Genomic DNA, 26,408 nt, shown 5'->3' with positions numbered 1-26,408 from the left:
GCCCTTCTGCCGCCTCAGCCGGCCGCTTTGGTGAACGACGCGTAGGTGCCGCGGCCGACCGCGACAGTTTCTCCGTCAGAGTCAAGGACTTCGGCTTCGGCGAAGGTCACCGACCGGCCCAGCTTCAGCACCCGGCCGACCACGACGAGGTCGCCTGGCTTCGCGGCTCGCAGGTACTGCACGGCGAAGTCCAATGTCGGAGCGGTTTGCCCGCCCGCGCACGCGATCGCCCAGTCTGCGGCGAGATCGAGCAGGGCAGCGACGATGCCGCCGTGTGTCGAATGCCGGCTGTCGCCGTTGGACCACTCTTCACGCCAGGTGGCCCGCAGCCGCAACTGCGACGCGTCCGCCTCGAGCACCCGCAAGTCGAGCCAGGTGTGAAACGGCGAGAGGCGGATCCGGTCCTCGATCGTGCCGGCCGGCGCGGCGTTCACGAGGCCGCCCACGGGTCGATCACGATCTTGCCGATCACTTCGCGGTCCTCGACCCGGCGCAGGCCCTCCGCCGCGCGGTCCAGCGGCAGCACGTCGTCGATGAGCGGCGCCATCGCACCACTGGCCACCATGTCCAGCAGTGCGGTGAAATCCTCGGTGGCGAACCCGTTCGAGCCGATGACCTGCAGCTCGAACGACCAGATGTAGCGCAGGTCCTCGACTGGGTCGAACCCGGCGGTGGCACCACAGGTGAGGATCCGCCCGCCGCGTTTCAGGCAGCGCAACGTCGGCTGCCAAGTGTCCCCACCGGTGAAGTTGACCACCACGTCGACACCGCCATCGGCGCGGAGCCGCCCCGGCTTACCGAACCGTTCCCGAACCCACCGGTCGAATGCGTGCTCGCGGTAATTGACGTATTCGTCGGCACCGATTTCGAGCATCCGCTTGCCCTTCTCCTCGGTGCCGACCGCGGCCACGACGTGAGCGCCGAGGCGCTTGGCCAGCAGCACCGACGCGGTGCCCACCCCGCCGGAAGCCCCGAGAATCAGGACCTTGTCCCCCGGGTGCACGGCCCCCTTCCCCACGATCATGCGGTGTGCGGTGCCGTAGGCGATCGGCAGGGCCGCGGCTTGGACGTCGGTCACCGCGTCTGGCAACGGGATCAGCAGGCCGGCGTCCACAGTGGCGTACTGGGCCATGCCCCCGTCGTACATCTCGCCGATGAGCCCCCTGAGCGGGTCTGTCGGATGAACCATCACCCGCTCACCGCGCCGCCGTCCCGTAACCCCGGCGCCGAGTTCCTCGACCACACCGACGACATCCAGACCGATGATGATCGGGAACGGGATCGTGATCCCGGGCATGCCCCGGATCGTGAAGATGTCGTGGTAGTTGAAGGAACTCGCCGTCACGCGCAGCAGCACCTGCCCGGCCGACGGTTCCGGGCGGGCATAGTCGTCGACGAGCCGCAACGAGTCGATGGTGCCGTGCCCGCCGAGCGTCAGCGCGCGCATGGTTGCCGTCATGGTCAGCTGCCCCACTTCTGTTCTCGCCTGGAATTCGTTCTGCGTAAACAAGATGTTCGGGGAAGGAGCGCAATGCAAGTCACAATTTCTGAGGGAGTCCATAACGCGGCCTTATAGTCAGGCGTCGGCGGCAGGGCAGCCCTACGCTTCGGCTGAGTTCGACACGCAGCAGCTACAGGTACTCGATGAAGGCGGAAGGCTGGAACGGCCGCTGGGCGCTGCGTTGTTCGTGCGGGTGTGCCGGGGGCTGCGGCTGACTGGCGCGGGCGAGGTCCTCGCCCGTAATACCGCGACCATCCTCGATGCAATTTCCGCCACGCAGGAACAAATCACGGCGATGATGAGGGGCCCAGCCTTTCCGGACTGGCGCTTTCTATACAGCCAATTTCAATTTCATGAAAAATCATGGACTTCCGTCGGCGTTTTGATATCCAAGTACTAAAAAGCCGCTTGTCGAGCTTCGTCGCGTGGGCCAAATTTTGTCCACCTCAGCCCCTCGTTCATGGGCGTTGGCATGCGCCATCGAATGCGCTCGTTCCTCGCGATGACGACGGACGTGTGCGGCCCACCCGAGGTCCCGAGCCCGCGGCCAGGGGCATCTCCCCGCAGTGTCAGTGCGTCTCGACGACGTCGGATATCCGCACCAACGCCGCGCCGCCGCGGCCAGCACCTGGTCGATGTCGCGTGGGGGGTCGACGGCCGCTGCTGTGCGCTCGCCGCCTGCGAGGTAGCTGCGGTTGCCGAGAGCCGGCTCTCGATGGTGTCCATGAAGAACACGCTGGACGCGCCCTTCCGTGAAGAATTACCCCCGAGGCGTCGGCACCGCTGCAGGCCGTCGGTGCCGACGCGGGCACCTTCGGCTCGCAGGCACGGAGCGTACGAGACGCGCCCGGTCACCGTTCCGGTGCGCGGGACAGGATCGCGGACTCACTGGCATCGGCACGACCACGAACGGCTACCTGGAGTCCTCCAGCGCGGGCGGCGTGGGGCATCTGGGTGCCGCCCCGGCCGTCTTCGCGGACGGCGACCTGCAGTACGCCGTCCTCGTGCGTCAGGATGACGGTCAGCTCGGTGGCGTGACGGCAGGTCCACAGGCACCGTTGGGCCGCGGCCCAGGACGGTCTCCGGTCCGGCAGGGCCGCCGAAGCCCGCCACGAGATCCGCGAGCGAGGCGGGGTCGCCCGCCGGGGCGGCCGTCCGCGGCGTGCGCGTCTGCGGTGTCCTGTGGGCCGTCGCGCAGGACTCAGTGGCAGCACCACGAGCTCTCCGCCGCCGGAGCCGCCAATTTGGCAGGACGCGGCCTGTGGACCACCAGGGTGGCACCGGTGTCTTCAGGCCGCGCGCGGTCTCAGGAAGGGCGGCGGCCAAGGGCCGTCATGAAAACAGCGGAGCTGCGAGGTCAGAGCCGAGGGGTGAAGCACGTTCCGCCACGTGGCCCGACGATAGTGTGTTCGGCGGCGATGATGTGCAGCCCGGCGCCCAGCCTGGCCGCCAGAACGAGGAGGAGGGAGGCACGGTGGCGGCAGCGTCATCCACTCCCAGCCCTGACCACATGCGGCTACTGGTCAAGGTGGCTCGCATGTACCACGAGCGCGGCGTACGGCAACCCGAGATCGCGGCGCATCTCAGCATGTCCCAGCCCCGGGTCTCGCGTCTGCTGAAGGAGGCGGTCGATCGCGGTGTCGTGCGCACCGTGGTGGTCTCCCCGGACGGTGTACACGCCGAGCTCGAAGAAGCCCTCGCGGAACGGTATGGACTGCGTGACGCGGTGGTGGTGGAGGTGGAGGGCGCCGGTCTGGACGTGATCCCTGCCCTGGCCGCGGCAACCGCCACCTATCTCGACGCCACACTCAAAGGAGGCGACGTCATCGGCGTCTCCTCCTGGAGTGCCACCCTCCTGGAATCCGTCAAGGTCATGCGTGCCAAGACGCCGTCCACGGCACAGGAAGTCGTGCAGATGGTCGGCGGGTCCGGCAGCCCGGAAGTACAGCTGCACGCGACCCGGTTGACCAGCCGTCTGGCGGAACTCACCGGAGCGCGCCCGGTGTTCGCTCCGTCCGCCGCGCTGGTCGGCAGCAAGGAACTGCGGGACCTGCTGTCCCGGGAACCGGCGATGGCGGAGGTCATGCACGCGTGGTCCCGCATCACCCTGGCCGTCCTCGGCATCGGCCCCATCGAGCCCTCCCCGTTGCTGCGCCTTTCAGGCAACGCCATCACCCCAGAGGACCAGCAGCAGCTCAAACGACTGGGTGCCGTCGGTGACGTCTGCGCCCGCTATTTCGATGCTGACGGAGTTGCCGTCGACGCGCCGTTCAACGACCGCATCATCGGCATCGAACCGGACCGGCTGCGTGCGGTGGAACGACGGATAGGGGTCGCCGGCGGGACCAACAAGATCGCAGCGGTCCGGGGGGCAGTCCGTGGCGGGTGGATCAATATTCTGATCACCGATGCCGAGGTGGCGCGGGCCCTCCTGGCGGAGTGACAACAGGTGTGGGGTCCCGTCAGCGATCGTTGACGGGACCCCACACTGCGGAGTCCGGGTGACTCGCGGGTTCACCTTATGCGTGCGGTTGTGGCGGTTGCCGTAGAGACAGGGGGGTCAGAGGCGGCCGAGCGGGTGGTCCGAGCCGCCATCGAGGAGGAGGTTCGGGGCCTGGGTTCCATCCGCGCTGAACCAGCGGTCGCGCTGGGTGGTGCCGAAGGCACCATAGGGGTAGCCGCCGGGCACCGGAGTGCTGACCTTGTCGAGGGCGGCGGTGGCGTCCTCGTCCAGGGTGAGGTCGACGGCGCCGAGGTTGTCGTGGAGCTGCTTCAGGGTGCGGGCGCCGAAGATGGGGGCGGTCACCCCCGGCCGGTCCGCGAGCCAGCTCAAGGCGACCTGGGCCGGGGTGGCGCCGGTCTCCTCGGCGATGCGGACAACCTCGTCGATGGTGGCCCAGTTCCGCTCCGAGGCGGCGTACTCGGCCGACACCCACTGGTAGAGGCCCTTCTCGGAGCCCGCGCGGGTGTCGGACGCCGGGGTGCCGCCGCGCTGGTACTTGCCGGCGAGGAAACCGCCCGCCAGCGGGGACCAGGGCAGCAGACCGATCTTGTTGTGCAGGGCGGCGGGGACGACCTCCCACTCGCTCTCCCGGGACAGCAGGCTGTACTGCTGCTGGAGGGTGAGGGGGACCGGCACGCCCATCGCCTTGGCGGTGGAGACGGTCAGCTGGAGTTGCCAGCCGGTGAAGTTCGACAGACCCGCGTAGTGGATCTTTCCGGCGCGGCGGGCGTCGTCGAGGAAGGACAGCGTCTCCTCGATGGGGGTGTGCGGGTCGGAGGCGTGCATCTGGTACAGGTCGATGGTCTCGACGCCGAGGCGGCGCAGAGAGGCGTCCAGTGCGCGGTGCAGCTGGCGGCGGGAGAGGCCGTGGTCGTTGACGTCGGGGCCGCCGAACCGCCCCTTGGTGGCGAGGACGACGCGGTCGGTGACCTCGCTCGGCCGGGAGGCGAGCCAGCGCCCGACCGTCTCCTCGGCCACGCCGCCGACGTAGACGTTGGCCGTGTCGATCAGGTTGCCGCCGGCCTCCAGGAAGCCGTCGAGGATGGCGAAGGCCTCTTCTTCGGTGTTCTCGCTGCCGAAGTACATCGTGCCCAGTGCCAGCTTGGACACGGCCGTTCCGGAGTTACCGAGAGTGCGGTACTTCATTACTCTATGCACCTTTCTTTGTGGTCGAGCATAGGAAGGGCGCAGGTCGGGCGCGACCCGCGCACTGCGGGAAGGGGGTCAGAGCGTTGCGTGGCGCATGTCGGCCTGCGGGAGCTCTACGCCCGGAGTGGTCGTAGGGGCCTCAGGGGTATGGGTGGCGCGGATCGCGCCGAGGGCGGCCAGCGGGGCCAGGCCCAGGGTGACCATCACCGCGCCGACGAGGGCCGGGCCGGTCAGGCCGAGGGAGGAGTCCAGGGCGCTGCCGGCGATCCAGGAGCCGAGCGCGATGCCGGTGTTGAAGGAGGACACGGCCAGGGCTGCGGCGAGGGTGGGCGCGTTGCCCGCGAAGCGCACGGCCAAGGAGGTGACGACCGGCGGTACGGACATGCCGGCCAAGCCAAGGAGGACCACCAGGACGATGGTCGGCACGGCCATGCGGGACAGCGGGATCAGCAGCAGGAGGATCAGCGCGGCGCTGATCGCGGCGGCGGTGACGGTGGTCAGCGGCTTGCGGTCGCCGAGGCGTCCGCCGAGGTTGGTGCCGGCCAGGGCGCCGACGCCGTAGCCGATCAACACGAGTGGTACGGCTGTTTCGGAGATGCCGGCCCGCTCGGTGAGCAGCGGCGTGATGTAGCTGAACGCGGCCATGGCGCCGCCCGTGATCAGGGCGGTGGCGCTCATCGACAGCCAGAGCCTGCCCTGGCGCAGCGCGGCGAACTCGGAGCGGACCGAGGCCGTGGCGCGCTGTCCGTCGGCCGGGACGAACCGGCCGATCAGCACAGCGGCCAGGACGGCCAGGACGGTCAGGGCCCAGAACGTGCCGCGCCAGCCGACCGCCTGCCCGGCCCAGGTGCCCACCGGCACGCCGACCACGGTGGCCAGGGCCGCGCCGCTGACCATGACGCCCATCGCTCGGGAGCTCGCGGCGGGACCCGCGGCGGCGGTGGCCACGACGGAGGCGACGGCCCAGAACGCGCCGGTCGCCAGCGCGCTCAGCACACGGGCCGCGAACACCACGGTGAAGGAGGAACTGAGCGCGGCGATCACATGGCCTGCGGCGAAGACGCCCAGCGCCAGGACCAGAGTGGAGCGGCGGGGCAGGCGCAGCGTGGCCAGCCCCATCACCGGCGCGCCGACGATCATGCCGATCGCGAACGCCGTGATCAACAGCCCGGCCCGCGCGACACTGACACCGAGGTCCGAGGCGATCTCAGGCAGGATGCCCGCGATGATGAACTCGGTGGTGCCCATCAGGAAGGCGCCGACACCGAGCAGGTAGACGACGAATGGCAGTTTGGCGGATTTCTCGCTCGGAGAAGACATACGTGTGGAACAACCTTCTTCGGTGGGGACGGCCGCAGAAGTGCGGCACTCACCATGCAACCGGAGACCGCGACGACGTGGGAGTCCGTGCTGTGAGGGGTACCGGCAGGGACCCCCAACGGCATCCACGCAGAGGACACCGACGTCCGGCAGGGGACGAGCTCACCGGCCCAGGGGCGAGCTGAACAGGGCACGGAGCTTGATGTCCCCGCGCTGCAGTTTCGCGTCGTGGGGTTTCGTGAGCCCGGCGTTGGTGATGTACAGCTGCCGGCCGCTGACCGCGGTGGCGGTGGGCGAGGCGAGGCCGTCCGAGGCGGTCAGCGCGGTCTTGGTGGTGCCGTTCGGGTAGACCACCGACACTTGGTCCGTCGGGTCGTTCTCCGTGGCGAACACCACGTCGGACCGGTCGTTGAGGAAGCTGAAGTCGTCGACTGCGGTGAGGCTGCTGGTGACGGTGTGAATCCGGGCGGCTGCTCCGGCGGGGGTGACCGGGATTCGCAGCAGCGTGCCCTTGTTGAAGTTGGAGACCCATACGGCGCCGTTGTGGAAGCGGAGCCCGTTCGCACCCAGGGGCAGGGATGCGTACGGGTCGGGTGCCAGGGCCGGATCGGTCAGCCAGGCGGTCGCAGGCCCGCCCTGGACCGGCACGGCCCAGACGGTGCTCTTCAGGCTGTCAGCGACATACAGGGTCTGTTCGCCCGGGTCGATGGCCAGGCCGTTGGGGATCCCGTCAGCGGGCAATGCGGCCATGCGCTGAGGGGTGCCTGACGGGGGGAGCTTCCAGACGCCGTTGCGGGATCGGTGGGAGGACTGCACGTTGTAGTAGATGGTGCCGTCGCTGCCGCGGGTGTTGCCGGTGATCTGGTCGCCCCGCTGTCCGACAGCGAGCACCGTCCGCTGCCCGGACGGCGTGATCCGGACGAGCTCCGGACGCTTGCCCGCCGGGGCGCCGAGCATCGAGAGAGTCGCCGAGTGATCCGGGTTGATGGTGATGTTCTCGGGGGCATCTCCGGCGGTGAAGTCGAAGGTGGCCACGGTCTTCACCTGAGTGATGGCCGGCTGCGAGGATGTCTGCTCGGGTGTGGCAGACACATATGGCGCGGAAGTGAGGACGGCGGCCGTCGCAGCGACGGCGGCACCCAGCTTGAACCGCTTGTTCATGAAGGTCCCTTCTCGGGTCGTTCCACGTGTCTACGGAGGCTGAAATCGCGTCAGCGGCTCCCTGCGGCCGTCCTGGGACCTGGGCAGGGCATTACAAGTTCGGCCAGGTCCGCACGGGACAGTGGGAGGTCGGCCGCACCCTGGGTAGGGGCGGCCAGTGGCGCTGGCGGCGGGTGTTCGGACGGCCTGTTCGTGGCGCGACGGGAGGCCCGAACGACCGTCCCAGGCGGTCGGGGCGGTACGCCCACCGCTGATCAGAAGGCGCGTCAGCTTCCGCTGTGGGAGTCGCGCCGGGCGTCCGGGTCGGGACCGCCGCGCACTCCGGTGTCGATCGCGTCGATCGCGGCTACCTCGCCAGCTGTGAGGGCGAAGTCGAAGATGTCGAAGTTCTCCGCGATGCGGTGGGCCTTGACCGACTTCGGGATCGCGGACAGGCCGTGTTCGAGGTGCCAGCGCAGGATGATCTGGGCCGGAGTCCTGCCGTACCGGGCGGCGATCTCGCCGACGGTCGGGTGCTCCAACGGGTTCTTGGCCTTGTTACGGCCGCCTTCCCAGTAGACGTTCACCCCGCCCAGCGGCGACCAGGACTGCGTGACGATGCCGTACCCGGCATCCGCCTCCCGCACCTCGCGCTGCACGAAATACGGGTGCAGCTCGACCTGGTTCACCGCCGGCACCACCTCCGTCTGCTCCATCAGGGAGCGCAGGTGGCCGGGGTTGTGGTTGCACACGCCGATGGCCCGCACCCGGCCCTCGGCCAGCAGCGTCTCAGCCGCCCGGTATGAGGCTACTGTGGCCTCGAACGTGGAGGGGACCGGCCAGTGCAGCAGGTACAGGTCCAGATAGTCCAGACCGAGCTTGTCCAGACTGGTGTCGAAGGCGCGCAGGGCGGATTCGTAGCCGTAGTCGGACAGCCACAGCTTGGTGGTGACGAACACCTCGGAGCGGTCGATGCCGCTGCGGCGGAGTCCCTCGCCGACCTCTGCCTCGTTGCCGTAGGCGGCAGCCGTATCGATGAGCCGGTAACCGTGCTGGAGCGCGCTCTCGACAGCCGGGACGGTCTCCTCCGGCGTGCTCTGGAAGACGCCCAGACCCAGGGCGGGCATCCGCACACCGTTGTTCAGCGTGATCGTCAGGTTCTCGCCAGTCATGTGTTCCTTGCGTCAGCGGAAAACAGCCGGACCAGGCCACGGAATCGGCCTGGATCCGAGCAGGACGTTCACCAGGCAACCAGGCGCGTAGCTGATGAGGGAGTCTCTGCCGTGAGGGGTACCGGGAGGGACCCCCAGCGGCATCTGGCCTGCCGTACAGAAGGTCGGGTCAGCTTTCGGAATCGACCTCGGCGGACGGCGCGTCCTGCTTCGTGGCACACCAGCTCGCCAGCAGCTTCAGACCGTCCTCCGCCGCGCTGCCGGGGATCGCGCTGTACACCGCCACGGTGATCTGCTCGTCGCTGGCCAGGAGCATCGACTCATGATCGAGGTCCAGCTCGCCGACGACCGGATGCCGGAAGCGCTTCGTCCCATCCCGGAAGACGCGCACGTCGTGGGCGCCCCACATGACGCGGAAGGCGTCACTGCGGGTCGACAGCTCGCCGATCAGGTTCGACAGCTCGCGGTCGTAGGGGTTCTTGGTCGCCTCGACGCGCAGCGCCCCTACGGCGGTCTGGGCGATGCGCTCCCAGTCGACGTAGAACTGCCGCGCCGCCGGGCTGAGAAAGCAGAAGCGGGCCGTGTTCGCGCCGCAGGTGGAATCCTCGAACACGGGCGAGTACAGGGCCCGCCCGAGTGGATTGGCGAGCAGGATGTCGAAGCGGTTGTTCGTCACAAGGGCCGGCAGCGTGGGGATCGCATCGAGCATGCGCCGCACACCCGGCCGGACAGAGCGACGCGCGGGCGCGCTCCGCCGTGCCCGGGCAGGGCGTGCGCCTGCGGCGACACGGGCCAGGTCGTACAGGTGCGTCCGCTCCGTGTCGTCCAGCCGCAGTGCCTGGGCAAGCGCGTCCAGGACACTCTCGGACACGCCACCGAGGCTGCCGCGCTCCAGCCGCGTGTAGTACTCGACGCTCACCCCGGCGAGCATCGCGACCTCGCTCCGGCGCAGCCCTGGAACCCGCCGGTTGCCGTACGCGGGCAGACCGGCCTGCTCGGGCGTGACCCTGTCACGGCGAGATTTGAGAAAAGCGCTGATTTCGGCCCGGTTGTCCATGCAACCAGGCTATGCAGGCGGCGCCGTCGCTGAGAGACCCTGTCAGTACCCCCTTCAGCAGAGTTCACGGGAGCAGGAGATCAAGGAATCCACCGTGAAGCGGCGACAGAGGCAGCGGGCTACGCAGAGTGCCGGTCGGCGGCGGGTGCGCCGTCCGGCTGATCGTCCCGGTCGAGGGAGGCCGCTCAGCTGGCGAGAAGCTTGAAGCTGCCGTGGGCCGCGGTGCCGAAAGCGCTTGACCCCCGTCTGGTGCAGGCGCACATCGTGTGCGGCCCACAGGGTACGGAAGGGGTCGCGTCCGGCCTCAGTGCGCAGGAGGGCAACTGCGGTGGCTGCCTGGGTATCCAGCTCTGGCAGGTAGTCGGCTGCGTTCGGGTTGAGGAACTGGAACCGGGCGAGGTTGACCGGCCGGGCCGGGTCGGCGAAAACCGGGTGGTAGAGGGCGTGTTCCAACTCGCCGGCTGACGACGAGGTGCCTGCGGCGCCCCAGACGGTGATCGTTGAGCGAAAGCCGGAGCGGGCGCGCAAGCGGAAGTAGGAGGCCTGTTCTCCTCGGCGGTGAACGGCGTTCATTCCACGTGTGCCGCGCGATGTCCAGTCGGGCTCAAGGTGCGGTCAAGTCGGCACCGTCAGCATGTTGTCGATCAAGTGCGTGGTGGCGGGTGTGGAAGGACCACCACGTCAGGCATGGCCGACGACGCCAGTGACGAGAAGGCCGACGATATCGTGACGAGCAGACTGCCTTGGCCCGGATCTGACGACGTGGGCGCCAGGATCGTGATCGTCGGTCTGGCGATCCCGGAGGAGGCTCCCGAGGCCGTGCGCCTGGCGGACGGGTCCGGTCCGGTGGGTGTGCGGGTGCGTTGTGCGCCCGACGGGGTCACGGCGTTCTTCGGGGAGTGTGTGCGCGGGGCGTCGCGGCAGCGGCTCGGCGTGCTGCACCTGGTGTGGACCGCGCTGGAGGACGCCGGGATCGTGCCCGGGGCGCTGCGGGACGCCGATGTCGGTGTGTTTCTCGTGCAGGGGCGGACGCGGACGGCGTTGCCGACGGCTCGGACGGGCTCGCGGCGCTCGTCGGGAGCGATCTCCGCTGGTGGCGGGGGCCCCGGGTGACTCTGGAGGCTCGGCTGTCCGCGCGGGCGGCCGTCGAGGAGGCCGCCGAGCACCTGCGTCATGGTAAGTGCGAGGTGGCGGTGGCGGGTTCCGTCACGGGCGGGATAGCGGTCGTACGACGGCACTCCACCGCCGTACGGGCCGGTGAGCGGGTGCTCGCGCCGGTGGAGGCATTCGCCCCCGGCGACCGGACCGCCCCTGGTGGAGTGCCGGCTCCGATGGGTGCACGGCCCGTCCCGCTCGTGCTGTCGGCGGGCAGCGACGCGGCGCTGGCGGCGCTGGCACGGGATCTGCTGGCCCGGGTCGAGGCCGACCCCGGGGTGTCGCCGGCCGATCTGGGGTGGTCGTTGGCGACGCCCCGGACGACCGGCCTCGGACGGCGGGCCGTCCTGCTGGCCGCCGACCGGGCGGAGATGCTCCGCCGGCTGCGGACGGTCGCCGAGGGCGGGTTCACCCCGATGGTTGTCCAAACCGAGCCCGGCCTGAGCGTGCAGGGCACGGAACGGGCGGTCCATGTCTTTCCCGGGCTGGGCTCCCGGTGGCCGGGCATGGCGGTCGACCTGCTGGACGGCTCCGAGGTGTTCCGGTCCCGGATGGAGGACTGCGCGCGGGCTTTCGCGCCGCTGGTGCCCTGGTCGCCGGTCGACGTCCTGCGCGGCGTCCCGGGGGCGCCGTCCCTCGACGACGTGGACGTCGTCCTGCCGGTCCTGTTCGCGGTGAGCGTGTCGCTGTCCGCGCTGTGGAGTTCCTGCGGGGTGGAACCCGCGGTCACGGTCGGCGCCAGTCTGGGCGAGATCGCCGCCGCCCATGGCGCGGGCGCACTGACGCTGGACGAGGCCGCGCGGGTGGCCGTCCTGTGGAGCCGGATGCAGGCGAAGGCCGCCGGCGAGGGCGAGTTGGCCGCCGCGGCCCTCTCCCCCGGCGAGTTCCTGCCGTTGCTCGACGCCGATCACCTGCGCGGGCGGGTCCATCTCGCGGGGACGAACGGTCCGCGCTCTGTGCTGTTCGGCGGTGAGCACGCCGCCGTGACCGAGATCGTCGAGACGCTCGCCGCGCGGGGCGTGCGTGCCAAGCCGCTGCGCCTCGGTCTCGCCGCGCACACCCCGGGTCTGACCGTCGACACCGCCGAGTTCCTCACCGGCACGGCGGCGATCGCCCCGGTCCCCGGCGCCGTGCCCTTCTACTCCTCCCTCACCGGCGGCGAGTGCGAGACGGCCGGTCTGGACAGCGCGTACTGGGTCCGCAACCTCACCTCCGAGATCCGTTTCGAGTCGGCCGTACGGGCCCTGTCGGCGGCGGGTCATCAGACGTTTCTGGAGGTCAGTCCGCATCCTGTGCTGCTCGGTGGCGTGCAGGAGACGCTGGAGGACGTCGGGGCCGGTGCCGGGGCGGTCTCCGGCGTCGTGGGCACCCTCCGCCGGGACCAGGACGGGTTCACGGCCTGGCTGACGGCGGCGGCGCGCCTGCATGTGCGCGGGGTTGCGGTCGACTGGGTCGCCCTGCTCCGGGACACCTTCTTCCAGGGCGGTGACGGACGGCGGATCGCCCTGCCGACGTATCCGTTCGGCGTCGAGAGCCGGGAGGGTTCGGCGGGCGATGACACCGCGATGGGCACGGCTCCGGGCGTCGGCGGCGCCCGGGGGCTGTCCCTCGCCGGTCTCGGCTCGGTGAACGGGCCCACGCCGTCCGGGAGTTCGTACGCGTGCAGGTGGCACAGGCGCTGGGGCACGAGGACGCGGACGCGGTCGCCATGGAGCAGGGTTTCCTCCAGTCCGGCTTCACCTCGCTGCAGGCCGTGGAGCTGCGCAACCGGCTCAGCGAGGCAACCGGGCTGCCGCTGCCCACGACGCTGGCCTTCGATCACCCGACTCCCGCCGCGGTAGCGGAACTTCTGGACGGGCTGCTGGTCGAGGGGGCGGGGAGAGCGCCGGGTCGGCGACCGGACCGGAACCGGGACGCGACACTCCTCGCCCGCCTCGACCACCTGGAAGCCGGGCTCCTCGCCCACGGTCTGCTCGACGCCGACTCCGGCGACGGCAGCGGCTCCGACGACGACCCCCAGCGCGCCGCCGAGCGTCAGCACGTGACGACACGGCTGCGGCATCTGCTGGACCGGCTGACACCGCACTCCGAGGACGAGTTCGGGGACGCCTCGCTGGACGAGCTGCTGGAGATCGCGGACAACGAACTGCGCCTGTCATGACGTAGCGGAGACAGGTGCGCAGGCCTCTGTGAGCCCCCTCCCCCCTCCGCATATCCGGGCGTACGCGCACGCGCGCAGCCGTGGACACGCGCACGGAACCGTACGCCGCCGAAGAGTTTTCCCCGCGCACAGAAAGGGCGACGACACCATGACGAGCGATGTGACGCACGGGACGGTCGGCGCCGTCGTCGGCGAGCGCGAGGGCGTCGACGCCCTGAAGCGGCTCACCGCGGACCTGCGTACCACCCGGCGGCGGCTTCGTGCGGTCGAGGAGGCGGCCCGTGAGCCGATCGCGATCGTCGGCATGGCCTGCCGTCTGCCCGGTGGCAGCCGGGCGCTCCGGCTCCGGCTGACCGGCGCGGACGCTGCGGGTCGCAGGCTGATGACTCTGTCCTCCCGGCTCTGCAGCGCCGGCCGGGAGGTGCCGTGGACGCGCCATGCCACGGGGATCCTCGGCCCGGACGGCGTCCCGGCCCGTCGGACCTCCCGGGCCGGGTCGAGCGTTACTCCGACCCGGCCCGGGAGAGGTGCCACGGGGCCCGCAAAACGGAGGGCCTACCGGACAAGCTTCCAACTCTTCATCCTGTGGCCAGCTCTGCATCAGTTCGTCGCGGCGTCGTGGTGCGGCCACTTCGCCGAGCTCAGTGAGTGTCTGCCGCGCTTCGTCGGGCTGTGCCCGTGTGACGTAGCACTTCACCAGGGCCCAGCGTGCGTCGAGGTTGTGCGGATCCAGACGCAAGAGTGCGATGGCCACGTCTGTGGCCTGTTCCCATTTCTTGGACTTCTCGTAGTTCCTGGCGCGTTGGTAGCCAGGAGCTGCCAATGTCATTAGCTGCGCATCGCGCCAGTATGTCGCGGCCTTTTGCAGGGTGGCGCAGCCTTTTCGAGATCGCCGAGTTGCTGATAGCGCTGCGCCAGTTTCACGGCGATGGTCGGATTCTGGTCCGCGTTGGCGCGCAGAATCGACAGGTCGCCGCCTGCTGTACCGCTGCCATGAGCTGGTCCGGACCTGACGTCGCTGCGCCCCAAGCCCATTGCCAAGCCTCCGCTAGCCCCTGATCCTCGCTGCTGGCGGCCCCGCCTCGTCGATCTGGTGAACAACATGGACCCCAAGCTCGTCGCGGCCGCCTTCGGCATGGACCCGCAGGCCACCCTCATCTACCTCGCCGACCACGTCGACCCTGGACGGGAAACCGACCTGCCCCGAGATCATCGCCCGTGATCTACTGCCGATCATGCCGTTGCTGATGCTGGACCTCGACAACACCCTGGTCGACCGCGACGCCGCCTTCCGTGATGCCGTCACCGCATTCCTCACCGAGTATCGCCTGCCCGACACCGACCTCACGTGGGTGATGGCTCTCGATGCCAGCGGCTATACCGCCCGCCACGATGTCGCCGCGGCCATGACCGACCGGTTTCGGGGCATGGTGCCCACCACGGCCATCCATGCCCTGCTCGACCATGGCGCCGCCGATCGCGTCGTACTGGCCGACCTCTCCCGCGCGGCGCTGGACAAAGCACATGCCGCCGGCTGGACCTGCGTGATCGTCACCAATGGCCACACTGCCCAACAGGAAGCCAAGATCCGTCACACCGGACTCGACCAGCTCGCCCAGGGCTGGGCGATCTCCGAGGCGGTCGGCCACAAGAAACCCGAACCGGAGATCTTCCACGCTGCCGCGGATGCCGTCGGAGTGCCCCTCGCGGGCGCGTGGGTCATCGGCGATTCCCCGCATGCCGACATCGCCGGCGCCAACGCGCTCGGGCTTCGAAGCGTATGGGTGTCGAACAGACAGCCGTGGGCCCAGGACTCCTACCAGCCCACCCATGTCGCCGAGGACGTCGCCACCGCGATCGACTACGTCATCACTGCGGCGAGATAAGGCCCGACCGACTCTCTTCGTCGTCTCCGCAAGGTCGAACCTGTGAAACTTCGCCGCCACCTCGCACGGGTTCGCCGGAACAAGTGCGCTTTTCCAAACGGCAGTTGGAGGCGATGGCGACGCTGCTCTTCTCCTCGCGTTCCGTCAGCACCTGGAACAGCAGCTCAGCGCCATGCCTGTCGAGTTCTATGTAGCCGAGTTCGTCGATGCAGAGAAGGTCGACGCCTCCGTAGCGGGCGATCGTCTTGGTCAATTGCTTCTCGTCCGCAGCCTCGACCAGCTCATTGACGAGCTTCGTCGCCAGGGTGTACTTCACCCGGAACCCGGCCATTGCAGCCTCGGTGCCCAGCGCGATCAGCAGGTGGGACTTGCCGGTGCCCGAGTCGCCGATCAGGCAGAGCGGCTGCCCCTTCTTCACCCACTCGCAGGTAGCAAGGGTGTGGACGACAGCGGCATCGATGTTGGGGTTGGCGTCGAAGTCGAACTCCCGCAGGCACCTCGGTCTCCTCATGCGGCTTTCCATATTCGTAGACCGGGCGCGGTGCGTAGCATGTGGGCTGTGAATCTTCCGGCCCGCGTGCGGCAGGCTCTCAACGGATCTGTCCATCCAGCAGAGTTCGAACGGTGCGCTTGTGCCCTGTTGCAGTCCCGGTATCCGGGGCTGTCGGCGGTCGAGGGCGGTCATGACTTCGGCCGTGACGCAGACATCTACTTTCCCTCCGACAGCAATGATCCTCAGGCGCGGGGGCGCCTTATGGTCACCACTGGTGATCCGATTGCCAATGTGCGCAACGGCCTGGGTCGGATGCAGGAGGAGGGCTTGCAGGTGGATCTCGTTGTCGTGGCCAGCTCGCGTCCCGTCGACGCTCGTACCCGGAGGGCTCTGGACAAGCTGTGCTCGGACCGAGGGCTTCCTCCAGCCCACGTGTACGCCCAGGAGTGGTTCGTTCACCAGTTGGTGCGTGATGCGGCATGGCGGCGGAGCTTGTTGGGTATCGAGGGCCGACTCGGCGCCTTGCTCGACGAGCCTTTGGAGGCACCTCTGGTGGTGAGCCCACCGCCACTGGTGGGCAGAGGGAGTGAGGTTGAGGCCCTGTCTGCTGCGGTGGATGCCTGCCAGGATGTGGTGCTCGTTGGAGTTCCGGGGGTGGGCAAAACTCGGCTCACTGGTCAGCTCGGAGATCAGGTGGTCTACGTAGAGCCCGCTTCGCTGGCTCACCTTCATGACGACCTGCTTCTGGTGCTGCCGAGAGCAGTGGTCGTGGACGATGCTCATGCTCATCCTGATGCGGTGCGTGTCCTGCGACACACCCGTCGACAGACCGGTCTTCTGTTCTCCGCGGTGGTAACGACCTGGCCGGATCGGCTCGATGAGGTGGTTGGCTGGCTGCCCGGGGCGCTGGTCATCAGCGTGGGCCCTCTCGAACGGACGGAGATGAACACGCTGGTCACCACCGCGGGTGTCACCGGTCATCGGTCCCGGGCTGCAGTACTCGACCAAGCGGACGGGCGGCCGGGGTGGGCGGTGACGCTGTGCGAGCTGTTGACCAGTGGGCAGGGCGGGGACGTCTTCAGCGGCAGAGCGCACGTAGCGCACGTCGAGCGGTACCTGAGTGAGGCAACAACATCACATACCGTGCTGGATGCGCTGGCCTGTGTAGCCGCCCTGGGCGGCGCATCGCCGGAAATGCTGTACGCCCTCGCGCCCCTGGTCGGAGTGGCTCCCGCTGAGTTGTCTGGCATGATGGAGGGCCTTGCACACAATGGCCTGGTCGAGTCGGTGAAGGACGTTTGGCGTCTGCAGCCGGCCCTGTGCGCGCCGCTGGTAGCGCGCTGGTTCTTCACCAGTCCGGTGCGGCGGCCGTGGGCCACGCTGGTCGATGCCTTCCCCGACCACTCGCTTAACCTTGCGTCCGCAGTGATGTCCGCAGCCGAGGTATCCCCTTCCTCGCAGGCACGGGCACAAGCAGAGAAGTGGATCCACTCGCTCTCGGCCCCCACGTCCTGGGACGTCAGCACCTTCGCCGTCGTGGCGCAGTATGCCCGCCTAGACCCCCGCGCGGCCCAGTTCGCGGTGAACGGGGCTCTGGCCGTGCTGGCCACTCCTCGCGAACCCGAAGAGCTGTATGGGGTGCTCGTTGACCCTCTCGGTGATGCAGCGAGCCGGCAACTCATCCAGAGCGCACGTCAGTTCTTGCTGCCGGAAGCAATCGGAGGACTGCTGGCCCTGGCGGTAGGAGATAGGCGGCGTCGGAACTCCACTCCGGAACACCCGCTGCGCGTGCTCAGCGATCTGGCCGGCCTGATCGACCCCGACTTCGGTACGTCCCTTGAGATCCGCACCCGACTGCTGCGGGCGGTACTCGACTGGATGCGCCGCCATCGCGCCTCGGACGAGCAATGGAGCGTAGCCACCGAAGCCCTGGCGGGCATCTTCAGCATCGAGGTATCGGGGAACTGGCCGGACCCAGGGGCACCGAACACAGTCACACTCGCCCATGGCGTGGACGCCGCAGACAATCTCTCAAGACTACTCGGTCTGTGGGAGCAGGTAGTGCCGCTTCTGATCTGTGATACGGAAAGCGAGGACAGGGTCCCCTGTCCGCCCGTCGCGCTGGTCGCCCTGCTCGACATGGCGCTGGGATGGGTCCGGCTCGGCTTGGGCGTCGCTCCCCGTGGCCAGACTCCCTCCGCCGAGCAGATGCGGTGGGGGGCCGAGGGCGGACGCCGCATTCTTGCTTCACTCCACCCGTTGCTGCAAAACAGCCCGGGAGCAGCGATGCGCGCTCACCGCGAACTCGCCCGGGTCCAGAGCCGGGCTCAAACAGCTGGCCAGAAGCTGCCCACATTCGACGTCGACTCCGACCTTCAGTCCTTCTGTGAATGGGGAAGCGTCGAATTCACCCATGATTACGAGGCAGCCACCGAGCAAGTGCTCACTCAAGCGCAGACACTCGCAAAGAAACTGACTGCTCTGGGACCTCGCGCCGGAGTGGCCCGATTCGGCGAACTGGCCGAGCAGGCACAGGTCGTCGGTGAATACACCGGCCATCTGACAGCCATCCGCATGGGCGAGCTGATGACCGACCCGGCTGCCTGGTACCAGGCAGCCGCCGAATCAGCTGACGCCCTGCTGCTGGGGGCTGCCCTGACGAAATGGCTCACCACGGCGCCCGACGCTGTGCCGCCGTCCGTGTTGCTCGCGGCCCTCGACGATGCTGCCTCCCGACCCACTGTCATCAGTGCTGTCCTCGCGCGCGGCGTGGTGGATCAGTCGGGAGAGCTGGTGATCGACTCGATGCGGGCCGAGGACGCGGCATTGTTGGAGACGCTGATTCGCCACGAACCAGACGATGTCATGCATCGCCTGCTCATCCACACCGTCCCTGCCATCGCCGCGAGCGCAGCGATCAGTTTCTCGGTTGGAGCACCACACGGCCCCGCCCTGCCAGCAGAATGGCAGGCATCATGGCGCCGCGCGATGCAGAACCTGCGCATCGAACACCTGCCCCCGCACAACCGATGGCGAGCGGGCAAAGTCCTCGCGTACCTCGCGGAGCATGACGCCGACACTTTCGAATCATGGTTCCGCGAGCGGCTGCAGGATATGACCGCCCAGGGCTGGTACGCCTCGCCGCTCCCGCACGACAGCGATCACATCCTCGCTTACCTCCCACGTCCGCACCGGCTACGTCTGGCCATCCACTGCATCGGCCTGCCCTGCGTTGGCCACAGCGCGCTCATCCATCTCGTGGGCTCGGATACCGAGCTGGCCCAGCACTTGCTCGACGAACACGCCGTAAGCCCTGACAAGCTGGTCGACGCCCTCTTTGGGCAGCGCAACGCGGCTGTAGAGAAGATCGGTCCGCTCCTGTTGGAGCGAGGAGCGAGCGCTGGCAGGATCGCGGCGGCTGTCGCCTGGTACGACTCCTGGTCAGGGGACCGCTCGCGGATGCACTCTCAGCTTCTGGACTACTTCACCGCTCTTGCCTACCGAGTACCTGCGCTGCGCCCGGTCGCTGCAGCCGGCCGCGCACAGCAAGAGGAGCTGCTTCATCAGGCTGAAGAGCGCGAACGTGCTGCACGAGTCCGTGGACAGTGACCGCAGATGCCTCTGGTGAGGAATCAACCCCCTGAAGTAACCACGTGAAGGCGAACGCCGTTCTCATCACATAAGCCGATCCAACACAACGTGTTGCACCGCACACACACTCGCGGCGGTGGAGAAGGGATGAGTAAGCCTTGGAAACGGAAGGCAGCGCGGTACTGATCACCGCAGTCTCGGAGATGGCCGTACTGCGTGCACTTCAGCTCGCAGGGAACCGGATCATCGGAGCGCGTGGCCGCTCCGTCCGTGGGCCGATGAAGTCGGTCGAACCTTGGTCGATTCACGTGCACCTCCGGGTCGAAGAGCACGAACTGAGCACCTTCCTCAAGGACGCCTGGCAGATTCCCATCGCAGTCGGCCTCCCCGACGACCTCGTCGATGCACTCGACCTACACACCCGCACCCTGCTGACAGCCGGCATCGAGTTCAACCGCGACGATCTCCTGCGCACCTTGTCTCGGCTTCCCCAGCAGCCTGCTCTGCCATGGGAGTCCGTCGGCTCGTAGTGCGACCATCAAACAAGAAAGCGCACACCTCCCCATCGAGGGGCTACGAGCTGATGCGTCGAGGAAAGCTTCGATGTCTTGTGTTGTGCATCGGCCGCACCACTCGTGTCGTCACTACCCCCTTCCTCTCTTGCTGGGTAAGTCAACAGATTGCAGGCGCCCCAAGGCAGCGCAAAGATCTTCATGAGCTCCCTGGGAGTTCAGTAACTTGACTCCACGTAAACCGGGACGTCTTCGTGCAGTGTTGAGTTTCGAGGGGGCAGGTTGGGCAGCGCTCGCCTGCACTGCTCGGTCATTGTCAGTGGGAGCGTCTAGGGTGCAGCGCATGTCTGCCTCATCACCTTGGCGCAGTGCCGAAACTCCCGTGCCACCGGTATACCCCTTCAACGCACCAGGCGAGTCGATCACCCTCTATAGCGGGCAGGTTGCCGGACCGGCCGGGACTGAGGTACCCGGGGTTGTCCAGTACGACTGCTCTCCGAAACCGGGGATCTCATGGAGGATGCATACCGAGGACTATGACCCCACCTCGACGGGCAGGACCGAACTGAGCCTGGTCGACCTCGGCTTTGAACTGCCAGTTTCCGGCACGGATGCCGTGAGCGGTTGGTCCAATGGCACTTCCTACGGAGACCCCGACGCTGCGCTCGACCGGGTCGTCGCCCACTGGTTCAACCTCCCCCGCTGGCACGGGACTGCCCACCTGGCAGCCCGTGCAGGTGATGGAACGCCGCTACTGGTGGCCGCCGGACGCAGTGCGTACGAGGCAGACGGATGGAAGATCACGCTGGACGTTCGTCCCGACCACAAGGCCGTCTTCTCTGGCGTGCATCAGGCCGACGTCTACGTCATGACGCACGTGATGGAGATCCGCCGACTGAACGGAACCACGTTCACGGCCGCCGAGGTCACCCCTGTTCTCGGTGCCCTGCACGTCGGACTGTCCTTCGCGCTCGGCCGGTGGGTCGCCCCCGCCCTGCCTGTCGGCCAGAACGACCAGGAGCAAACGGTGTGGGGCCAGTGGGCCCCGATGCTCTGCGACCCAGCACGCCGCATCAGCTCCGGCTGGTGGTATCCCGAAGACCAGGCGTCCTTGGCCGATCTGCTGGCCTGCCTCCTGCCCGCCTTCCACGACCCCTGCAAAGGGCAGGCGCTTCGCCTGCAGATGCAGTATGCGATCACTGCCATAGCCGACCGAGGATTCGTCGAACAGCGGATTATAAGCGGAGCTGCCGGACTGGAACACGTGATGTGGCAGAAACTCGTGCTCACCGGTCGACTCACGGAAGCCGAGTTCACATCCCGCGCCTGGCCAGCGCATAGGAAGCTGCGTGCGGTCTTGACGGACGCAGGGGTAGATCTGGAAGTGCACGAAGACCGAATGCCTGCGGCCGCCGTCTTCGCGGCCCGACAGCAACTGGACAGAACCCGGCCGATAGACGGCGCCGACGTCGTCACTCGAGTCCGTAACCGCCTTGTACATCCCAAAGAGGAACAAGAGCCCGTCTATTCGGTCAAAGGGCTGGTCACCGAGACCTGGCTTCTCACCCGTCATTACCTGGCACTGCTGGTACTCCACTCGATCGGCTACCGCGGTTCCTACCAGGACCTCTCCAAAACGAACAGGTGGGTCGGCCAGACTCATCTCGTACCCTGGGCCTGAGATCTCGTACCCTGAGCCTGAGAGCGCACAGGACTTCATGGGCTACGGCGCATCTTCGCGAGGGGCTCCGCGTAATCTTCCTTGCCGCGGCCGGTCAAGTAGCCCTCCCCCCCCAGTCGGGGCTATTTGAATATGCGTTTCCGACGTTCGCATCACGTGGACGCGCAATTTCTCGTTCAACTTTTGCAGGAGCGAATGGCGTGCGCCACAGTCGATCGCAATGAGTTGCCGGGCCGCACGCTGCGACTCGACCGTGGAGTCCTGTTGTCACCGCGTCCCAGCCTCCGTACACCAAGAGGGGAACCCCAGCGAAATGATGCCCATGACAGTCGCAGAAACCGCCCGCTGAATAGCCCCGCCGGACCGCACCTGCGGGGCTTCTCGTCGAACGCCTCTCTCACACACCTGCCACCAACTCCGTCGACTCCCCCGGACCAGAACGCTCTGACCTGGCCTTACACGGTCACCGTGGACTGACATGGACGCCCATGGACGGTCTCTACAACCTGTGCCATGTGGTACCGCGAGGCTCGCTCGCCAGCACCACGGACTACTCACCGAGATCCGGACCAGGCGCGGACCATCTCAGCCTCGCACCAGACGTTTCCACCCTTTGCCGCAGGTCAGAAGCGAGGCCAGACGTGTACCACCAGCAGACCAAGAACCTGCTGGGAACATTGCGACGCAGCCCTCCCTCACGAAGGGGCACCGCAAGTCCACCTCGCGCACTGTCACTTGTCGGCTCTCCACAAAAGATCAAGGTGAGCACTGAGTTTCCGCACCGGAACGTGACTCGGCCCGCCCGCCAGAACAACCCCTTCCCCAGAGGCCCGCCCAACCTGAAGTGCCCCCGCCACGTCGCCGGAGGGTATGACCCGTACACACACCAGACTTGATGACGCGTCAGTAGAGTTAGCAAAGGGTTAGCAAGTGTCCTGTCACAGCCACCCACAGACGGACACGCCGTGGAATGGCGCATCACGGCGGAGCGAGCCTGCACACGTCCAATCGACCGCCCTGCGTGACGGAGCGGCGGGAGGCCATGCACAGCGACGCATCGCCCGCCCCACCACCAACCCATCTGCCGTTTTGGCAGGTCAGCGAACCCTTCCTCGCGGTTTCAAAGGAGTAGGCGGCAATTCGGGGGCCGGAAGTGGAGCCCCGTCGTATCCCTTCACCTCTCCGAATCTTGAACCTTCCATCCAGTCCCGACGAGCCTGTACGATCTCGTCCTGCGACCGTCCGATCCAGTTCCAGAACATGATCAGCTCCTCCTCGAACGGTTCGCCGCCCAGGAGCATCAGGCCCGCGTCCGACTCCGCCCGGAGCGGGAGTTCGGTGCGGCCGCAGCCGAGGTAGAGCATCGAGCCGGGCAGGACCGGGACGCCGTCCACGTGGGCCTCGCCGGACATGGAGAGGACCGCGTACTCGAAGTCCGGTTCCAGGGGCAGGTGTACGTCCGCGCCTCGGGTGAGGGCGAGGTCGGCTCCGATGATCGGGGTGTACGCCGTGCCCGGCGAGGTCGCTCCGTCGAGGTCGCCGAGGATCAGGGTGGCCCTGAGGCCGGGTGCCGTGACGGTCGGCAGGTCGGCGTGGTGTTCGAAGCGCGGCTCGGTGTGGCGGTGACCGTCCGGGAGGGCGACCCACAGTTGCGCGCCGTGCAGGAAACGGGCGTGCGAGCGCGGGCTCTCCTCGGAGTGGCTGATCGCGCGGCCGGAGGTCATCAGGCCCAGTTCGCGCGGGCGGATCGTCTGGAGGCTGCCGGTGGAGTCGCGGTGCAGCACCTCCCCCTCGTGCAGCCAGCTCACCGTCTGCAGACCCATGTGGGGGTGCGGCGGCACCTGCATGCCGGGCTCGTCGGCGATGTCGTCGGGCCCGTAGTGGTCGACGAAGCACCAGGCACCGACCATACGGCGACCCAGGTTGGGCAGCAGCCTGCGGACCTCGCTGGACTCGCCCAGCCTGACCCGGCGAGGACTGAGAAGTTCACGCACGGGCTCCGCCACGACGAAGCCGCGGCCACCGCACAGGGCGGGAGCCGCCTCGCGCTCAAGATTGCTCATGGCGCCCAACCTAGCCCGGAGGACGACCCCGCGTCAGTGCGTCATTCGGGCCGTGCGCAGGTGTTCTGACCCTCGGCAAAACAGTAGCCATGTATATAGTAGCCATGTACTGTATCTGCCATGAGCAGAGGTTTCGAAGGGCCGACGCCCGGTTTCCTGGTGTGGCGGCTGTCGACGAAGTGGCGGGTGGCGGTCGACCGGGCCGTCGCCCCGCTGGGGCTGACCCACGCGCAGTACTCGCTCGTGGCCTCGCTGCACGGCATGCAGCGCTCCGGCGAACGGCCGAGTCAGCGTCGCCTCGCCGACCACACCGGGCTCGAGCCGCTCTACGTGTCGAAACTCGCCCGCACGCTGGAGTCCGCCGGCCTCCTGGAGCGCACCCGGGACCCCCGCGACCCCCGTGCGGTGCAGCTCGCACTGAGCGACCAGGGCCGCGAGGTGACCGAGCGGGCGATCACGGTCGTCCGGGGGCTCCTCCAGCAGCTCATGGAGCCGCTCGGCGGTCTCGACGGCGCTCGGGCCCAGGAGTTCACGCGCGACCTGACGGCCCTGCTCGACGCACCTCTTGATCCTTCCAGCGAGAACGAGACGGAGCAGTCATGACCACCACCACTCCCCTGGTCGACCCCCGCGTCATCGCCCTGGCCCACTACGCCGCCCGGGCGGTCCTGGAGAACGTACTCGCCCGGCACGGCGTCACCTTCCAGCAGTCCGTCACACTGCGGCTCGCCGCCACGGCCGACGGTCCGGTCGAGCGCGAGCGGATCGTCGACGGTGTCGCCGGGGCGCTGAAGAACGACGCGGCCGAGGCGCAGGCGGTGATCGACCAGTTGATCACCGCGGAGCTGCTGGCACCCGTCGAGGGGGCGGGCGTGCGGATCACGGACGCCGGGCGGGAGCTGTACACCCGGACGGCCGGTGAGACGGCGCCCTTCACCGCCCGGATCTACGCCGGCATCCCGGAGGAGGACCTGGCCGTCGCCGGACGGGTGCTGGGCCTGATCACCGAGCGGGCGAACGCCGAGCTGAACACCCTCACCCAGCAGACCGCCCTCACCAAGTAGTGGAATATTGAACCAACGGGTTCGGTTGTCGGCCTCGAAGGAGGCCCCGAGTGAACACGACTCACGACACGACCCGAGACACGGACTACTACGCGCACGGCACACCGGCGGAGCGCTGGGAGCGCGCGCGGATGTTCTTCGACGCCAAGGACTACGCCGCCGCCGCGCGCGTCCTGGTCGCGCTGGTCGAGGAGGTGCCGGAGCAGACCGGGCCGCGGCTGCTGCTGGCCCGTTCCTACTACCACTCGGCTCAACTGCGACGCGCGGAGACCGAGTTGCGGACGATCGTCGAACGGGATCCCGTAGAGCACTACGCCCGGCTGATGCTGGGACGCACGCTCCAGCGGCAAAGCCGGCACGAGGAGGCCGAATCGCATCTGCGGATCGCCTCCGCGCTCGCGGGTGACTTCGACGAGCAGCGCTGACCGCCGTGGCAGACGGGTGCCCGGCTCCATGTGGAGCCGGGCACCTTCATGTCGGCGGGTCCGCTACCCGGCCGGAGTCCCGGCTCCGTACGACCGCTTCCCCCGCCGGTAGGCGATCTCGCCCAGCAGGATGTCCACCGCGAGGAACGCCGCCAACGGGATTCCGAACAGCGGCAGGAAGTAACCGAGCACCGCGACGCCCGCCAGCAGCGGTACCAGGATCTGCGGCGGCACCTGCTGCCAGGCACCGCGCGGGATCGGCCGGCCGAAGGCGCTGCCCCGGCCGCGCTGCCACCACATGCGGTAGCCCCACACGATCAGCAGCACGAGACTCGCCGCGAGCAGCATCAGGGCGATCTGGTTGGCCAGGCCGAACAGGACGCCGGTGTGCAGGTCGATGCCCCAGCGGGTGAGCTTCGCGAGCACCGGGTAGTCGGCGAACCGCAGCACGTCGGTGACCTCGCCGTCGGCCGGGTCGACGGCGACGGCGTCCTGCTTCTCGGGCCAGCTGCGCTGCACCTGCTTGACGACGTACGCGGAGTTCGCGTCGGCGGGCGGCACGATCTCCACCGGGTCGCCGAGGCCCTCCGCGCGTGCCGCCGCCAGGACCTTGTCGAGGCCCACACCGTGCGTGGCGTCTCCCGCCTGCCCGGCTGCGGAGCCGTGTCCGGCGTGCTCACCGCCCGCCGACGCCGACACCGACGGGGTGGCCTGGCCCAGCGAGGTCCGCAGCCCGTCGATGTTGGCCCCGGCGTAGGCCGACCAGGTCAGACCGGTCGCCGAGAGGAAGAGGAACCCGGCCGCCGTCCACACCCCGACCGTGCCGTGCAGTCCGAGCGTGCGGCGACGCCCGCTCGTCCCCCGCACCTTGCGCAGCGCACGGCGGCGGGAGAACCACAGCACCAGGCCACCGGCCGAGATCACCCCCAGCCAGCTGGCCGCCAGTTCGCTGTACAACCGCCCCGATTCGCCCAGGTGCAGGTCCCGGTGGAACTCGTCGATCCAGGTGCGCAGCGGCAGCGCGCCGGTTGAGCCGTACTGTTCGAGGGAACCGCGCACCTTCGCGGTGTACGGATCGACGAAGACCGCGAGCGTGTGGCCTTCGCCGACACCGGGGACGCCGGACAGCATCACGCGCGTCGTGGCGTCGGCCTCGGGTGAGGGGCGTACGGCCGAGACGGTGCCCTCGGGGTGGGCCTTGCGGGCGGCGGCCACCTGCTCACTGATCGGCAGCTTCCGCTCGCCTGCGGGGACGGTCAGTTCGTGGTCGTATACGACCTTCTCGGCCTGGAAGGAAGCCGCGTACAGCAGGCCGGTGACCGCGGCGACGAGGAGGAACGGCGCCACCAGCACCCCGGCGTAGAAGTGCAGGCGGAGGACCAGCTGACGCAGCGGGGCCCAGCTGTTCCTCGACGGTGCCGGGGCGGGTTCTTGCGGGGCCTCGTCCGTCGTGGTCGAGGGAGCGGTGGTCATCGGCGGGCTTCTCCGGGGGACGTCTCCTGGGCCGCCGCACTGCGGTGGCGGCCGTTGCGGTG

At 68.4% G+C, this 26,408-nt stretch carries 20 protein-coding genes and 6 pseudogenes; 13 read left to right on the top strand and 13 right to left on the bottom strand.

The features are described from left to right. Nucleotides 1–14: 14 nt before the first annotated feature. A complete protein-coding gene (locus tag ABZ016_RS23400) occupies nt 15–446 on the bottom strand; it encodes a PaaI family thioesterase (RefSeq protein WP_356918591.1) in 432 nt (143 codons plus the stop codon). Next, nucleotides 431–1,447 (bottom strand): zinc-binding dehydrogenase, encoded by a 1,017-nt coding sequence (locus ABZ016_RS23395; protein WP_356918590.1) that lies wholly within the window; start codon nt 1,445–1,447, stop codon nt 431–433. The genes ABZ016_RS23400 and ABZ016_RS23395 overlap by 16 nt, the downstream gene beginning before the upstream one ends. Between ABZ016_RS23395 and ABZ016_RS23390 the strand changes: the two genes are divergently transcribed. Beyond that, nucleotides 1,446–1,901 carry a hypothetical protein gene (locus ABZ016_RS23390; protein WP_356918589.1) on the top strand — a complete coding sequence of 152 codons (456 nt, stop codon included), beginning with the start codon at nt 1,446–1,448 and terminating at the stop codon, nt 1,899–1,901. The two genes, ABZ016_RS23395 and ABZ016_RS23390, sit on opposite strands and share 2 nt — an antisense overlap. Before the next feature lie 172 nt (nt 1,902–2,073). Here the strand turns inward: ABZ016_RS23390 and ABZ016_RS23385 are convergent. Further along, nucleotides 2,074–2,236, bottom strand: a pseudogene (locus ABZ016_RS23385) (MBL fold metallo-hydrolase); the annotation flags it as partial. 526 nt (nt 2,237–2,762) lie between these two features. Between ABZ016_RS23385 and ABZ016_RS23380 the strand changes: the two are divergent. Next, nucleotides 2,763–3,944 carry a sugar-binding domain-containing protein gene (locus ABZ016_RS23380; RefSeq protein WP_356918588.1) on the top strand — a complete coding sequence of 394 codons (1,182 nt, stop codon included), beginning with the start codon at nt 2,763–2,765 and terminating at the stop codon, nt 3,942–3,944. A gap of 117 nt (nt 3,945–4,061) precedes the next feature. Here ABZ016_RS23380 and ABZ016_RS23375 read toward each other — a convergent pair whose 3' ends face one another. The 6 genes and pseudogenes from ABZ016_RS23375 to ABZ016_RS23350 form a co-directional block, all read right to left on the bottom strand. After that, nucleotides 4,062–5,150 (bottom strand): aldo/keto reductase, encoded by a 1,089-nt coding sequence (locus tag ABZ016_RS23375; RefSeq protein WP_356918587.1) that lies wholly within the window; start codon nt 5,148–5,150, stop codon nt 4,062–4,064. A 78-nt stretch (nt 5,151–5,228) separates the two neighbouring features. After that, the gene (locus ABZ016_RS23370) at nt 5,229–6,473 is read right to left on the bottom strand and encodes an MFS transporter (protein WP_356918586.1); all 1,245 of its coding nucleotides are present in this window, start codon (nt 6,471–6,473) and stop codon (nt 5,229–5,231) included. Nucleotides 6,474–6,635: 162 nt separating this feature from the next. After that, on the bottom strand, nt 6,636–7,634 hold the full coding sequence (locus ABZ016_RS23365; protein ID WP_356918585.1) for an SMP-30/gluconolactonase/LRE family protein: 999 nt from the start codon (nt 7,632–7,634) through the stop codon (nt 6,636–6,638). A gap of 266 nt (nt 7,635–7,900) precedes the next feature. Then, nucleotides 7,901–8,785: an aldo/keto reductase gene (locus ABZ016_RS23360; RefSeq protein WP_356918584.1), complete on the bottom strand. Its 885-nt coding sequence runs from the start codon at nt 8,783–8,785 to the stop codon at nt 7,901–7,903. 169 nt (nt 8,786–8,954) lie between these two features. Next, nucleotides 8,955–9,842, bottom strand: a complete 888-nt coding sequence (locus ABZ016_RS23355; protein WP_356918583.1) for a helix-turn-helix transcriptional regulator — start codon at nt 9,840–9,842, stop codon at nt 8,955–8,957. 222 nt (nt 9,843–10,064) lie between these two features. Further along, nucleotides 10,065–10,250, bottom strand: a pseudogene (locus tag ABZ016_RS23350) (transcriptional regulator); the annotation flags it as partial. Between the two features lie 279 nt (nt 10,251–10,529). On the opposite strand from ABZ016_RS23350, the gene ABZ016_RS23345 reads away from it, so the two are divergent. The 4 genes and pseudogenes from ABZ016_RS23345 to ABZ016_RS23330 all read left to right on the top strand — a co-directional run. Beyond that, on the top strand, nt 10,530–10,955 hold the full coding sequence (locus tag ABZ016_RS23345; protein ID WP_356918582.1) for a hypothetical protein: 426 nt from the start codon (nt 10,530–10,532) through the stop codon (nt 10,953–10,955). A gap of 218 nt (nt 10,956–11,173) precedes the next feature. Further along, a pseudogene (locus ABZ016_RS23340) lies at nt 11,174–12,427 on the top strand (acyltransferase domain-containing protein); the annotation flags it as partial. Between the two features lie 278 nt (nt 12,428–12,705). Further along, entirely contained in the window at nt 12,706–13,158 is a 453-nt protein-coding gene (locus ABZ016_RS23335; protein ID WP_356918581.1) for a phosphopantetheine-binding protein, read from the top strand. 148 nt (nt 13,159–13,306) lie between these two features. Next, nucleotides 13,307–13,426 (top strand): annotated as a pseudogene (locus ABZ016_RS23330) (polyketide synthase docking domain-containing protein); the annotation flags it as partial. 363 nt (nt 13,427–13,789) lie between these two features. On the opposite strand, the pseudogene ABZ016_RS23325 reads toward ABZ016_RS23330, so the two are convergent. Further along, nucleotides 13,790–13,987: pseudogene (locus ABZ016_RS23325) on the bottom strand (tetratricopeptide repeat protein); the annotation flags it as partial. Nucleotides 13,988–14,393: 406 nt separating this feature from the next. Here ABZ016_RS23325 and ABZ016_RS23320 point away from each other — a divergent pair. Then, nucleotides 14,394–15,044 (top strand): HAD family hydrolase, encoded by a 651-nt coding sequence (locus tag ABZ016_RS23320; RefSeq protein WP_356918580.1) that lies wholly within the window; start codon nt 14,394–14,396, stop codon nt 15,042–15,044. 103 nt (nt 15,045–15,147) lie between these two features. On the opposite strand, the pseudogene ABZ016_RS23315 reads toward ABZ016_RS23320, so the two are convergent. Continuing rightward, a pseudogene (locus ABZ016_RS23315) lies at nt 15,148–15,537 on the bottom strand (ATP-binding protein); the annotation flags it as partial. Nucleotides 15,538–15,603: 66 nt separating this feature from the next. Here ABZ016_RS23315 and ABZ016_RS23310 point away from each other — a divergent pair. The 3 genes from ABZ016_RS23310 (at nt 15,604) to ABZ016_RS23300 (ending at nt 21,321) form a co-directional block, all read left to right on the top strand. Further along, nucleotides 15,604–19,146 carry a hypothetical protein gene (locus ABZ016_RS23310; protein WP_356918579.1) on the top strand — a complete coding sequence of 1,181 codons (3,543 nt, stop codon included), beginning with the start codon at nt 15,604–15,606 and terminating at the stop codon, nt 19,144–19,146. 140 nt (nt 19,147–19,286) lie between these two features. Beyond that, nucleotides 19,287–19,658 (top strand): hypothetical protein, encoded by a 372-nt coding sequence (locus ABZ016_RS23305; protein WP_356918578.1) that lies wholly within the window; start codon nt 19,287–19,289, stop codon nt 19,656–19,658. A 502-nt stretch (nt 19,659–20,160) separates the two neighbouring features. Continuing rightward, nucleotides 20,161–21,321, top strand: coding sequence for a hypothetical protein (locus ABZ016_RS23300; RefSeq protein ID WP_356918577.1), 1,161 nt, complete (start codon nt 20,161–20,163; stop codon nt 21,319–21,321). Between the two features lie 1,097 nt (nt 21,322–22,418). On the opposite strand, the gene ABZ016_RS23295 is transcribed toward ABZ016_RS23300, so the two are convergent. Beyond that, nucleotides 22,419–23,384 (bottom strand): pirin family protein, encoded by a 966-nt coding sequence (locus tag ABZ016_RS23295; RefSeq protein ID WP_356918576.1) that lies wholly within the window; start codon nt 23,382–23,384, stop codon nt 22,419–22,421. A gap of 120 nt (nt 23,385–23,504) precedes the next feature. Here ABZ016_RS23295 and ABZ016_RS23290 point away from each other — a divergent pair, with 120 nt between their 5' ends. The 3 genes from ABZ016_RS23290 to ABZ016_RS23280 all read left to right on the top strand — a co-directional run bounded on the left by ABZ016_RS23290 (nt 23,505) and on the right by ABZ016_RS23280 (nt 24,873). Next, complete coding sequence (locus ABZ016_RS23290; protein WP_356918575.1) at nt 23,505–23,987, top strand: MarR family transcriptional regulator; 483 nt, start codon at nt 23,505–23,507, stop codon at nt 23,985–23,987. Next, nucleotides 23,984–24,448: a MarR family transcriptional regulator gene (locus ABZ016_RS23285; RefSeq protein WP_356918574.1), complete on the top strand. Its 465-nt coding sequence runs from the start codon at nt 23,984–23,986 to the stop codon at nt 24,446–24,448. Before ABZ016_RS23290 ends, ABZ016_RS23285 begins: the two co-directional genes overlap by 4 nt. A 131-nt stretch (nt 24,449–24,579) precedes the next feature. Next, nucleotides 24,580–24,873, top strand: a complete 294-nt coding sequence (locus tag ABZ016_RS23280; protein ID WP_356918647.1) for a tetratricopeptide repeat protein — start codon at nt 24,580–24,582, stop codon at nt 24,871–24,873. Nucleotides 24,874–24,936: 63 nt separating this feature from the next. Here the strand turns inward: ABZ016_RS23280 and ABZ016_RS23275 are convergent, their stop codons facing one another. Further along, nucleotides 24,937–26,346 (bottom strand): PepSY-associated TM helix domain-containing protein, encoded by a 1,410-nt coding sequence (locus ABZ016_RS23275; protein WP_356918573.1) that lies wholly within the window; start codon nt 26,344–26,346, stop codon nt 24,937–24,939. Between the last annotated feature and the right edge of the window lie 62 nt (nt 26,347–26,408).

Source organism: Streptomyces sp. NPDC006372, from assembly GCF_040612515.1.
In the GTDB taxonomy this organism is placed as follows: domain Bacteria; phylum Actinomycetota; class Actinomycetes; order Streptomycetales; family Streptomycetaceae; genus Streptomyces.
Note: the sequence above shows the minus strand (reverse complement) of the source record. Positions and strands in the feature narration are given on the sequence as shown.

Excerpts from the sequence above, each read along its gene's own strand:
- ABZ016_RS23300 (WP_356918577.1), top strand. The coding sequence starts at position 20,161 with ATGCATACCGAGGACTATGACCCCACCTCGACGGGCAGGACCGAACTG.
- ABZ016_RS23295 (WP_356918576.1), bottom strand. The coding sequence starts at position 23,384 with ATGAGCAATCTTGAGCGCGAGGCGGCTCCCGCCCTGTGCGGTGGCCGC.
- ABZ016_RS23360 (WP_356918584.1), bottom strand. The coding sequence starts at position 8,785 with ATGACTGGCGAGAACCTGACGATCACGCTGAACAACGGTGTGCGGATG.
- ABZ016_RS23345 (WP_356918582.1), top strand. The coding sequence starts at position 10,530 with ATGGCCGACGACGCCAGTGACGAGAAGGCCGACGATATCGTGACGAGC.
- ABZ016_RS23280 (WP_356918647.1), top strand. The coding sequence starts at position 24,580 with ATGTTCTTCGACGCCAAGGACTACGCCGCCGCCGCGCGCGTCCTGGTC.
- ABZ016_RS23355 (WP_356918583.1), bottom strand. The coding sequence starts at position 9,842 with ATGGACAACCGGGCCGAAATCAGCGCTTTTCTCAAATCTCGCCGTGAC.
- ABZ016_RS23290 (WP_356918575.1), top strand. The coding sequence starts at position 23,505 with ATGAGCAGAGGTTTCGAAGGGCCGACGCCCGGTTTCCTGGTGTGGCGG.
- ABZ016_RS23275 (WP_356918573.1), bottom strand. The coding sequence starts at position 26,346 with ATGACCACCGCTCCCTCGACCACGACGGACGAGGCCCCGCAAGAACCC.
- ABZ016_RS23390 (WP_356918589.1), top strand. The coding sequence starts at position 1,446 with ATGGTTGCCGTCATGGTCAGCTGCCCCACTTCTGTTCTCGCCTGGAAT.
- ABZ016_RS23365 (WP_356918585.1), bottom strand. The coding sequence starts at position 7,634 with ATGAACAAGCGGTTCAAGCTGGGTGCCGCCGTCGCTGCGACGGCCGCC.
- ABZ016_RS23395 (WP_356918590.1), bottom strand. The coding sequence starts at position 1,447 with ATGCGCGCGCTGACGCTCGGCGGGCACGGCACCATCGACTCGTTGCGG.
- ABZ016_RS23370 (WP_356918586.1), bottom strand. The coding sequence starts at position 6,473 with ATGTCTTCTCCGAGCGAGAAATCCGCCAAACTGCCATTCGTCGTCTAC.
- ABZ016_RS23375 (WP_356918587.1), bottom strand. The coding sequence starts at position 5,150 with ATGAAGTACCGCACTCTCGGTAACTCCGGAACGGCCGTGTCCAAGCTG.
- ABZ016_RS23285 (WP_356918574.1), top strand. The coding sequence starts at position 23,984 with ATGACCACCACCACTCCCCTGGTCGACCCCCGCGTCATCGCCCTGGCC.
- ABZ016_RS23320 (WP_356918580.1), top strand. The coding sequence starts at position 14,394 with ATGCCGTTGCTGATGCTGGACCTCGACAACACCCTGGTCGACCGCGAC.
- ABZ016_RS23335 (WP_356918581.1), top strand. The coding sequence starts at position 12,706 with ATGGAGCAGGGTTTCCTCCAGTCCGGCTTCACCTCGCTGCAGGCCGTG.